Below are 10664 nucleotides of genomic sequence, written 5' to 3'. Positions count from 1 at the left end.
TCAGGCGAAGTAATTGAGTAATGTCGAAATTACCGTTCGCTGGTTAACCGGCGACAGGTTATAGAACAGCGGTAAACGTAGCAGACGCTCGCTCTCTTTGGTGGTGTAACGATCCACACCGGCAAACACGCCAAATTTATCGCCAGCCGGGCAATCATGCAGCGGAATATAGTGGAACACCGCCATAATTTCGGCTTCTTTGAGGAAGTTAATTAATGCAGTGCGATCGTCGATATCGCGCAGCTTGATATAAAACATATGCGCGTTCTGCACACAACCCTCCGGTATAGAGGGCAGGTCAATACATCCGGCACGCGCCAGCGGTTCGAGGGCATCATAGTAATTTTGCCACAGCGCCAGACGTTGCTGGTTAATACGGTCGGCCGCTTCCAGTTGCGCCCACAGATAGGCAGCCTGCAGATCGGACATCAGATAGCTGGAGCCGATATCGCGCCAGGTATACTTGTCTACCTGACCACGGAAAAACTGGCTACGGTTCGTCCCTTTTTCCCGAATAATCTCGGCACGTTCGACTAATTTTTTATCATTGATCAGCGTCGCGCCACCTTCACCGCCTGCGGTGTAGTTTTTAGTCTCATGGAAGCTAAAGCAGCCGATGTGACCAATCGTCCCCAGCGCCCGACCTTTATAAGTCGACATCACGCCCTGAGCCGCATCTTCGACCACATACAGGTTATATTTAGCGGCCAGCGCCATAATGGTATCCATTTCACAGGCCACGCCCGCGTAATGTACTGGCACAATAGCGCGGGTTTTGTCGGTAATAGCCGCTTCAATCAGCGTTTCGTCAATGTTCATGGTATCCGGACGGATATCAACAAAGACGATTTTCGCCCCGCGCAAAACGAATGCGTTAGCCGTGGAAACAAATGTGTAGCTCGGCATGATGACTTCATCGCCAGGCTGAATGTCCAACAGCAATGCCGCCATCTCAAGCGATGCGGTACAAGATGGCGTCAACAGAACTTTCTCGCTGCCAAAATGCTGCTCCAGCCACTGCTGACAGCGGCGGGTAAAGCCGCCGTCGCCACACAGTTTGCCGCTGTTCATCGCAGACTGCATGTAATCGAGTTCAGTACCCACCACCGGCGGTGCATTAAATGGAATCATCGTGTCACCTGTATAACCAATACGCGGTGCTTTCCACATTCGCACCACTGTGTATGTAACGTTTAAGCGCGGCGGTGTTACCCATTTGGGTTGCCACGCGCAATGTTGTTTTACCGCGGGCCTGCGCCCAGCAAAGCGCAGCCAGCATTAGTTCTTCACCCGCGCCACGCCCAGCCAGTAGGCCAATTCGCGCCTCGGTCGCATTCAGTTCGCGCAGCGAGACATAACCACGAATTTCACCTGTCGGCGTGCGTAAAACGAGGCATTGATGATCGAACGTCCCTAGCACCGCATTTTCAATCCACTGTGCATAAAAACGCGAACTGGCATCTGCGGCATACCACGGGGCGCGAAAACGGCTTTGCGCGAACGCTTGTTCCGCCAGGCGGCGTAACGCCGGAATATCCGTAATTTGAGCAATCTGCGCGTCAGTGTTGCCACTGGTAGATGCCACTGGCAGCACAAAATCCACTTCGCCTTCGACCAGTGAGAAACCTAACTGCTGCAAAGCATCTAATTCATGGATATTTGCGGCAGGAATTTTTGCCTGTACCCGCGACCAGGGACGTAACGCATCCTCCGTCAGAACCGGCGCGTGTTGGTCAAAACGTATAATGGCGCTATTCACGCCAAAAAACGTATTTTCCCAGCTAAGCGGCTCAATACTGGCGCGGACGAGCACGAAGCAGCTCCAGCAAATATTGGCCGTACCCCGTTTTAGCCAGCGAACTGGCGGCACGTTTCACGCCTTCATCATCCAGCCAACCGTTACGCCAGGCGATCTCTTCCAGACAGGCTATTTTAAAGCCCTGACGTTTTTCTACCGTCTGCACAAACGTGCTCGCTTCGATCAAACTGTCATGCGTCCCGGTATCCAGCCAGGCAAAGCCACGTCCAAGCAATTCTACCGTCAGATGCCCGTCATCAAGATACATCTGATTGATTGACGTAATCTCCAGTTCTCCACGCTCAGAAGGTTTCACGCGTTTTGCGTATTCCACCACTTTACTGTCATAGAAATAAAGGCCGGTTACCGCCCAGTTAGATTTCGGTGCTTTCGGCTTCTCTTCCAGAGAGATAGCGCGAAAACTGTCGTCAAACTCCACAACACCAAAACGTTCAGGATCCATCACCTGGTAACCAAACACCGTCGCACCTTCTGTGCGGGCGGCTACATGACGTAGTTTTGGACTGAAGCCCTGACCAAAGAAGATATTATCTCCTAATACCAGACATGACGGTTCACCGTTAAGGAACGTTTCACCAATGATAAATGCCTGCGCTAATCCATCCGGGCTGGGTTGCTCGGCATAGTGCAGTTCAATGCCGAACTCAGAGCCATCGCCTAACAAACGCTGGAAATAACCTTTATCTTCCGGCGTGGTAATAATCAGAATTTCGCGAATTCCCGCCAGCATTAGCACTGAAAGCGGGTAGTAAATCATCGGCTTATCGTAAATGGGCAATAGCTGCTTCGATACGCCACGCGTAATGGGATACAGGCGAGTACCTGAGCCCCCCGCCAGAATGATACCTTTCATGCGTTGTCTCCTCCGGGAGCCAAAACCAGGCTGTTAGCCCTTCAGACCTAAACGTTCGCCCTGATAGCTGCCATCCTGCACGGGTTTCCACCATGCCTGATTATCCAGATACCACTGCACGGTTTTGCGCATTCCGCTTTCAAACGTTTCCTGCGGTATCCAGCCTAATTCACGCGAAATTTTCGACGCGTCAATGGCATACCGCACATCATGACCCGGGCGATCGTCAACAAAAGTGATCAAGTCTCGGTACTGTGCAATACCCTGCGGTTTTTGCGGCGCCAGCTCTTCCAAAAGGCTACAAACCGTTTCGACAACGTCCAGGTTTTTACGCTCATTGTGGCCACCAATATTATAGGTTTCCCCAATCGCGCCCGTTGTCGCCACGCAATAGAGCGCCCTGGCATGATCTTCTACGTACAACCAGTCGCGGACCTGTTGCCCATTGCCGTATACCGGCAGCGGTTTCCCAGCCAATGCATTGAGGATCATCAGCGGGATGAGTTTTTCCGGGAAATGATAGGGGCCATAGTTGTTAGAGCAGTTGGTAATGAGCGTTGGCAGGCCATAGGTTCGCAACCACGCGCGTACCAGATGATCGCTGCTGGCTTTCGACGCGGAATAAGGACTACTCGGCGCATACGGTGTGCTTTCAGTAAAGAAATCATCCGTCGAATGGAGATCGCCATACACCTCATCAGTTGAGATATGGTGGAAGCGAAACGCCGATTTTTTCTCGCTGGCCAATGCACTCCAGTAAGCGCGCGCCGCTTCCAACAGCGTGTAGGTTCCCACAATGTTGGTTTCGATAAAGGCAGTCGGACCATCAATGGAGCGATCGACATGGCTTTCTGCCGCCAGATGCATCACGCAGTCTGGCTGGTATTGTTGAAACACCTTGTCGAGCGATGCCCGATCGCAGATATCAACTTTCTCAAAGGCAAAACGGTCATTCTGTGCAACCGGCGCCAGCGACATCAGATTCCCGGCATAGGTCAGCTTATCGACCACAACCACCGCATCCTGGGTCTCATGAATAATATGCCGTACAACCGCCGAGCCGATAAACCCCGCGCCACCGGTAACCAGAATTCGTTTCATTAGCGCCAGACCCCTTTGGTATCAACGATGTACTGCTGAAGAACCGCATCGCCTTTAATGGCTTTAAATTCATTATGGTCGACCAGCATGACCAGCACATCGGCGCTTGCCAGCGCATCGTTCAGCGTCGCCAGTTGGCAAATGCCGTCCAGTTTTTTCGGCAATTGATGGATATTCGGTTCCACCACCAATGTTTCGCCTTTGTGCCAATGCGCGATGCTTTGCGCAATTCCCATCGCCGGACTTTCACGCAAATCATCAATATTCGGTTTAAAAGCCAAACCAAAGCAGGCGATTTTCACTTCGCTGGCCCGTTTGTTGGTATCTGCCAGACAGTCGGCTACAGCTGCTTTTACCCGATCAACGACCCAATGAGGCTTACCATCATTAACCTCGCGTGCGGTACGGATCAGTTTCGCCTGCTGCGGGTTCTGCGCCACAATAAACCACGGATCGACCGCGATACAGTGCCCACCAACGCCCGGTCCTGGTTGCAGAATATTTACACGCGGATGACGGTTTGCCAGGCGAATCAGTTCCCAGACATTAATCCCCTGATCGGCGCAAATTAACGATAATTCATTAGCGAAGGCGATATTGACGTCGCGGAAGCTATTCTCAGTCAGCTTGCACATTTCCGCGGTGCGGGCGTTGGTTACGACACATTCGCCCTCAAGGAAGATGTTATACAGCTCACTGGCGCGCGCGGAACAGACAGAAGTCATCCCTCCGATCACGCGGTCGTTTTTAATCAGTTCAACCATGACCTGGCCTGGCAACACGCGCTCCGGGCAATAAGCAATATTCACATCGGCCTGTTCACCGACCTGCTGCGGAAACGTCAGGTCAGGCCGCATTTCTGCAAGCCATGCGGCCATCTGTTCAGTTGCCCCGACAGGTGACGTCGATTCAAGTATCACTAATGCGCCTTTTTTCAGCACCGGCGCGACAGACTTAGCCGCAGCTTCAACGTAGACCATATCGGGTTCATGCTCTCCCTTGAATGGGGTAGGCACAGCAATCAGATATGCATCAGCTTCTACGGGAGTGATGGTTGCACGAAGAAATCCGTTTTCGACCGCCGTTTTCACCACGGCGCCCAGATCGGGCTCAACAATGTGAATTTCGCCGCGATTAATGGTATCCACCGCATGTTGATTTACATCTACGCCAATTACATGTTTTTGACGGGAAGCAAAGGCAGCCGCCGTTGGCAGTCCGATATAACCCAGCCCAATGACAGAAATGGTCGTAAAACTCATAGCGATACCCGATTATTTTTTAACGCGTGTAAAATACGGCCACACGCCTGCCCGTCACCATATGGGTTATGGGCACGGCTCATGGTCTGATATTCATTGTCGTCATGCAGCAAACGCGTGACTTCTTCTACGATACGCTGTGGGTCAGTTCCCACCAGACGTACAGTGCCTGCGGTAATGGCTTCAGGCCGTTCCGTTGTTTCGCGCATCACCAGCACAGGTTTCCCCAGAGACGGAGCTTCCTCCTGAATTCCGCCAGAATCGGTCAGGATCAGCCAGGCGTGATTCATCAGCCAGACAAACGGCATGTAGTCCTGCGGTTCAATCAGAATCACGTTTTCAACGTGACCCAGGATGCGGTTGACCGGCTCGCTGACGTTAGGATTCAGGTGTACCGGGTAGACAATCTGCACATTCTGATTAGCCGCGGCAATTTCCGCCAGCGCGTGGCAAATTTGCTCAAAGCCGCGACCGAAGCTTTCCCGACGATGACCGGTCACCAGGATCATCTTTTTGTCAGCGCTCAGGAAAGGGTAATTTTCTGCCAGTTCCGCCCGCAATGCATCACTCGCCAGTACGCGGTCGCGTACCCAGATCAACGCATCAATAACCGTATTGCCAGTGACGAAAATACGATTATCAGGAATAGCTTCCCGTAACAAATTTTGGCGCGAGTTTTCTGTTGGCGCAAAATGATACATAGCCAGACGCCCGGTCAGCGTACGGTTCGCCTCTTCCGGCCAGGGAGAGTAAAGATCGCCGGTACGTAAACCCGCCTCAACATGCCCCACCGGGATGCGCTGATAAAACGCAGCCAAACTGGTGGCAATCGTAGTCGTGGTATCACCGTGAACCAGCACCACATCAGGTTTGAAATCAGCCAGAATTGGCTTTAATCCTTCAAGGATTCGGCAGGTAATTTCTGTTAGCCCCTGACCTGGCTGCATAATATTGAGATCGTAATCAGGTACTATGGAAAAGAGGTTCAACACCTGATCGAGCATCTCCCGATGCTGCGCCGTGACGCAAACTTTCGCATCAAAATCAGGATCTTTTGCCAACGCATGAACCAGAGGAGCCATTTTTATAGCCTCCGGTCGCGTGCCAAATACAGTCAGTACTTTCACATCGATTCTCTTCGGATTGGCAGTGAGGGCCCAGCCCCTCACTGCAACGGTATTGCTAAATCGTGCGGCGACGGGTTAATGCGACACCAGCACCAATCAGAGCCCCAACGATGCCCCACATAATCATCAGGAAGGCACGGCGAGGGCTGTCACGTTTTACTGGCTCTTCCGGCGTACGCAAATAACGATATGTCTGAAAGCGAGGATCCAGAGTTGGCCCAACGTTCAGTGTGTTAAGCATGGCTCGGTTTTGGAAGTAGTCCAGATCAAAGTCCGGACCAACGGACTGTAGGTTTTCGAGTCGCGCCTGCAGCATAGGGCGTCCAAGCAAGAACAGTTCAGAATCCGGCAACTCATCAGCAGGAACATCGGTAGAAGTACGAGAAATGTTATGCTGTTCGGCAATTTTGAGTGCCTGCTCAATATTGTGAACACGGCGGGAGAATATCGATTTCGCCACTTCTTCCTGGCGCTTAACCTGCGCCTTCATCTGCACGGTGCGTGCAGCCCAGGCCCCTTTTAACTCTTCGTTCAGATGACGCGCCGCACGCTGGCTGGCAAAGGCGACGTACTGACGCAGCAGATTGTTGGCATCAGGAGCCGTCTCCGCAATCAGTTTCACACTGTCATTGGTATTACGCATCGCATCGCCAGGCATAAACTGAATGTTATTGATCAGTTCGTCCAGCATCGCCGCATCGGCTTTACTGTTACCCACCATACGCTGCTTATAGTAATCAGTCTGCTGCCAGAATTCACGGCGCGTATCCCAGGAGGCAAGCTGCATGATGAATTCTTTGTAGGCTTCGTCCATCACCGACGGCTGGTCCGCAGATGCGAGACTGGCCTTAATATCCAGGTTACGCAAAAACTGCTGTTGAGAATAGTAACCCCCCAACATATTGACCGTTGGCCTATCTGAAATCGCCGTAGCACTCCACTCCTGACGAGCAAAAAACGTATAGGCAAGAGCGGCTAGCGCAAAGGCGAACGCTATACCGACGATCCACGCCTTCCCTGCCCACAAGGTACGAAACAACCCACGGATATCCAGTTCATTTTCAGCGCTCACGGCGTGTTCTCCCGGTAATGGTTGTGTCATCGTACCCTCAATTTATTTGGTTAAGTTTGGTTTACTTTCACGGTTTCTACGCAGCTTGCGCTTCAAGCGTTTGATAAATCTCGCTACCTTCCAGGCACGTTTAATACAAAAGTCGTATAAAACAAATGCCAGTAAAAAGAGCACCAGCATCACCCATTCCGGAACAACTCGGGAATATTCGGCCAGTACGCCGATAGCAGCCAGAATCGCTGCAGCCAACGTAATCAGGACAAAAGCCTGTCGGGAGGTAAACCCAGCGCGCATAATTAAGTGATGAATATGTTGGCGATCCGGGGAGAAAGGACTCATACCTTTACGTAAGCGACGATACATAATCGCCACCATATCCATTAGCGGAATGGCGATAATCCACAGTGCGGTGACAGGGCTAATAGGATGCGTTTTCCCTTGTGTGGTCTCCAGCAGGATCCAAATTACCGTGAAGCCAATCAGTGTACTGCCTGCATCGCCCATAAAGACTTTATAGCGACGTCCGAGTATCCCCAGGTTCAGCATGATATAAGGCAAAATGGCGGCGATCATGGCAAAACACCAGATAGCCAGGCTCGTCTGGCCATCAAACCACAGGATAAGTCCCATCGCGGCAAATGAAACGCTGGATAACCCGCCTAACAGGCCATCAATGCCATCCACCATATTAAAGGCGTTAATCGCCGCCCAGACGGCAAAAAGGGTAAGGAAATAACCAAAAGGACCGAGCACCATCTCCCAGGGACCAAAAATATACCCCAGGCTTAAAAGATAGAGCTTACCAACCGCCATCATAATGATGCCGATAATGGCCTGGACGGTCGCGCGAATTTTTACACTGATATCAAAACGGTCATCCAGGGCACCGATAAATACCAGTACCCCGGCACAGGCCAGGTAGAGAGTAGCATGCGGGATGTAATAATCGGCGATGAGGAATGTAAAGCAAATGCCTGCGTAAACCGAGATCCCTCCAACCAGCGGAATCAGTCCCTGATGACGTTTGCGGAAGTTGGGTTTATCCACCAATCCTATCTTTTTCGCAACCTTGCGGGCAAAGAAAAGAAACAGCGTTGTGAATAAAAAAATACTGATGAGATCAGTACTTGCTGTCAGTAAATTCACTATACATGCTCTCAAAGAATATCAATATATGAAGTATAACCATCGAGGCGCATATTCAGAAGAGAAACCCGATTCCATATCAGGTGGTTCTGTATGATTATTAACCACAAAATACGAATTATAACACTTCTTCGCCTGGCGGTATGTCATACCGGATTATTGTTATTGTGTCGTTAAGATTACATCTACAAAAGCAAAACGCCACGTAAAAACGTGGCGTTTTCAGATGATGCCAGGATCAGGAACGCTTCATCATGTCGAAGAAGTCGTCGTTGGTCTTGGTCATCGCCAGCTTATTAATGAGGAATTCCATGGCGTCGATTTCACCCATCGGATGGATGATTTTGCGCAGGATCCACATTTTCTGCAGCTCTTCCTGGGTGGTGAGCAGCTCTTCTTTACGGGTACCGGAACGATTGTAGTCGATAGCCGGGAAGACGCGTTTTTCCGCAATCTTACGAGAGAGGTGCAGTTCCATGTTGCCGGTACCTTTAAACTCTTCGTAGATAACTTCATCCATTTTAGAGCCGGTATCGATCAGCGCAGTTGCGATGATGGTCAGGCTGCCGCCCTCTTCCACGTTACGCGCAGCACCAAAGAAACGCTTCGGACGGTGCAGGGCGTTAGCGTCCACACCACCGGTCAGCACTTTACCGGAAGCCGGAACCACTGTGTTATAAGCACGCGCCAGACGGGTGATGGAGTCGAGCAGAATGATAACGTCTTTCTTGTGTTCAACCAGGCGTTTTGCCTTCTCGATGACCATTTCCGCAACCTGAACGTGACGGGATGCTGGTTCGTCAAAAGTAGACGCAACCACTTCACCTTTCACCAGACGCTGCATCTCGGTTACTTCTTCCGGACGTTCGTCAATCAGCAGCACCATCAGCACACAGTCTGGATGGTTGTATGCAATGCTCTGCGCGATATTCTGCAGCAGCATGGTTTTACCCGCTTTCGGCGGAGCAACAATCAGACCACGCTGGCCACGACCGATCGGCGATGCCAGATCCAGTACGCGCGCCGTTAAGTCTTCAGTAGAACCGTTACCACGTTCCATACGCAGACGAGAGTTTGCGTGCAGCGGGGTTAAGTTCTCAAAGAGGATTTTGTTACGGGCGTTTTCCGGTTTGTCGTAGTTGACTTCATTAACTTTCAACAGCGCAAAGTAGCGTTCACCTTCTTTCGGCGGGCGAATCTTACCAGAAATGGTATCACCAGTGCGGAGGTTGAAACGGCGGATTTGGCTGGGAGAAACGTAGATGTCATCAGGACCGGCGAGGTAGGAGCTGTCTGCAGAGCGGAGGAAACCAAATCCGTCCTGCAATATCTCCAGCACACCGTCACCAAAGATATCCTCGCCACTCTTTGCGTGCTGCTTCAGGATGGCAAAAATAATGTCCTGCTTGCGCATACGAGCCAGGTTTTCAAGGCCCATATTTTCGCCGAGAGTGATCAGCTCAGAAACCGGCGTATTCTTTAATTCGGTAAGATTCATAATGGTGTGAGTTCTTAAACTTGGGGTAAATCTCGAACTTAATGTTGTGAATGGTATGGCAGGGTCATCCATGCCTGTTTACGGCCATCGACTCATGTCTGTTCGCTGTCTGGTCACAGGAAAGTACGCAGAACTGAAACGACAAGACGGATTGAGTGATAAGGCCCTGAATCTGTCCACTTCTCGCGCGAGAAACAACGGGAAGTATGGGATGTAACCAGATTCAAACTTAATAAGGTATGTTTAATACGAAGTCAACACTAACTTAGCACGACTCAAGTCGGGCGTCCAGTCATCCGAATCAATTCGAAGTATGGTCGCCCGATCATGAGACTTCCTTACGCCAAATTCGCGTCGAGGAATTCTTTCAACTGACCTTTGGACAGTGCGCCGACTTTAGTCGCCGCTACTTCGCCGTTTTTAAACAGCAGCAGGGTCGGGATACCACGAATACCATACTTCGGCGCGGTGCCTGGGTTTTGGTCAATGTTCAGTTTAGCAACCGTCAGTTTGCCCTGATATTCGTCAGCGATTTCATCCAGAATCGGAGCGATCATTTTGCACGGACCGCACCACTCTGCCCAGAAATCAACAAGGATCGCTCCGTCCGCTTTGAGTACATCCGTGTCAAAACTGTCGTCAGTCAGGTGAATAATTTTATCGCTCATATATAACTCCACAGGAATAAGCCTGGCGTGTTGGTGTAGGCTGTTGGTGTAGCATTAACCAACTAAAGGTTGACTTTATTTCACCGGATACGCTTTCGTAAAGCAATAGTAAGCTGAT

General features: G+C 51.0%; 11 protein-coding genes. All 11 read right to left on the bottom strand.

Annotated elements, in window-relative coordinates:
* Complete coding sequence (gene rffA, locus FDX11_RS04655) at positions 1–1131, bottom strand: dTDP-4-amino-4,6-dideoxygalactose transaminase (RefSeq protein ID WP_137397561.1); 1131 nt, start codon at positions 1129–1131, stop codon at positions 1–3.
* Positions 1132–1135: 4 nt separating this feature from the next.
* Positions 1136–1813, bottom strand: a complete 678-nt coding sequence (gene rffC / locus FDX11_RS04650; protein WP_079225752.1) for a dTDP-4-amino-4,6-dideoxy-D-galactose acyltransferase — start codon at positions 1811–1813, stop codon at positions 1136–1138.
* Positions 1791–2672, bottom strand: coding sequence for a glucose-1-phosphate thymidylyltransferase RfbA (gene rfbA / locus FDX11_RS04645; protein WP_042314045.1), 882 nt, complete (start codon positions 2670–2672; stop codon positions 1791–1793). Before rfbA ends, rffC begins: the two co-directional genes overlap by 23 nt.
* A gap of 33 nt (positions 2673–2705) precedes the next feature.
* Positions 2706–3773 (bottom strand): dTDP-glucose 4,6-dehydratase, encoded by a 1068-nt coding sequence (rffG, locus tag FDX11_RS04640; RefSeq protein ID WP_079225753.1) that lies wholly within the window; start codon positions 3771–3773, stop codon positions 2706–2708.
* A complete protein-coding gene (gene wecC, locus FDX11_RS04635; protein ID WP_079225754.1) occupies positions 3773–5035 on the bottom strand; it encodes a UDP-N-acetyl-D-mannosamine dehydrogenase in 1263 nt (420 codons plus the stop codon). Before wecC ends, rffG begins: the two co-directional genes overlap by 1 nt.
* On the bottom strand, positions 5032–6162 hold the full coding sequence (gene wecB, locus FDX11_RS04630) for a non-hydrolyzing UDP-N-acetylglucosamine 2-epimerase (protein WP_079225755.1): 1131 nt from the start codon (positions 6160–6162) through the stop codon (positions 5032–5034). Before wecB ends, wecC begins: the two co-directional genes overlap by 4 nt.
* Positions 6163–6217: 55 nt before the next feature.
* The gene (gene wzzE, locus FDX11_RS04625) at positions 6218–7264 is read right to left on the bottom strand and encodes an ECA polysaccharide chain length modulation protein (RefSeq protein ID WP_061381059.1); all 1047 of its coding nucleotides are present in this window, start codon (positions 7262–7264) and stop codon (positions 6218–6220) included.
* A gap of 12 nt (positions 7265–7276) precedes the next feature.
* On the bottom strand, positions 7277–8380 hold the full coding sequence (gene wecA / locus FDX11_RS04620; RefSeq protein WP_042314058.1) for a UDP-N-acetylglucosamine--undecaprenyl-phosphate N-acetylglucosaminephosphotransferase: 1104 nt from the start codon (positions 8378–8380) through the stop codon (positions 7277–7279).
* 238 nt (positions 8381–8618) lie between these two features.
* Complete coding sequence (gene rho / locus FDX11_RS04615; RefSeq protein ID WP_002437993.1) at positions 8619–9878, bottom strand: transcription termination factor Rho; 1260 nt, start codon at positions 9876–9878, stop codon at positions 8619–8621.
* Positions 9879–9956: 78 nt separating this feature from the next.
* Positions 9957–10058, bottom strand: coding sequence for a rho operon leader peptide (locus FDX11_RS04610; protein ID WP_110496374.1), 102 nt, complete (start codon positions 10056–10058; stop codon positions 9957–9959).
* A 158-nt stretch (positions 10059–10216) separates the two neighbouring features.
* Positions 10217–10546 carry a thioredoxin TrxA gene (gene trxA / locus FDX11_RS04605; RefSeq protein WP_001280776.1) on the bottom strand — a complete coding sequence of 110 codons (330 nt, stop codon included), beginning with the start codon at positions 10544–10546 and terminating at the stop codon, positions 10217–10219.
* Between the last annotated feature and the right edge of the window lie 118 nt (positions 10547–10664).

Source organism: Citrobacter sp. wls714 (assembly GCF_005281025.1).
Taxonomy (GTDB): domain Bacteria; phylum Pseudomonadota; class Gammaproteobacteria; order Enterobacterales; family Enterobacteriaceae; genus Citrobacter; species Citrobacter werkmanii.
The sequence above is the reverse complement of the archived record's forward strand: the minus strand, read 5'-3'. Positions and strand labels throughout refer to the sequence as shown.